At 58.4% G+C, this 231-nt stretch carries 1 protein-coding gene; it reads right to left on the reverse strand.

What is annotated here, in order from left to right:
- A partial coding sequence (locus tag QCD69_RS22935; protein WP_367317877.1) for a hypothetical protein occupies window positions 1-162 on the reverse strand: 162 nt, incomplete at its 3' end.
- Window positions 163-231: the final 69 nt, after the last annotated feature.

The raw sequence follows: 231 nt of genomic DNA on the forward strand, positions 1-231 counted from the left end.
GTCGATACGGGTCGCGCCAGAACCGGCAATCGGGCCGCGCTGATTGATCAGCGGCTGGCCTGTGGGATCAATCTCGATATCGCCCGCAGATTGCAGTTTGCCGTCTGTGTTATTAAAGGCTCCGCCGCTAAAGGTCAACCCGCCGTTGCCGGCCAGCTGCACCTAAACGTTGTTCAAATCGTCGGCCTGCAGCGACGCCAGATTTCCCGCCGCGATAAAACAGTTCTGGTT

The sequence above is a fragment of the Erwinia sp. PsM31 genome (assembly GCF_030433775.1).
In the GTDB taxonomy this organism is placed as follows: Bacteria; Pseudomonadota; Gammaproteobacteria; order Enterobacterales; family Enterobacteriaceae; genus Erwinia; species Erwinia aeris.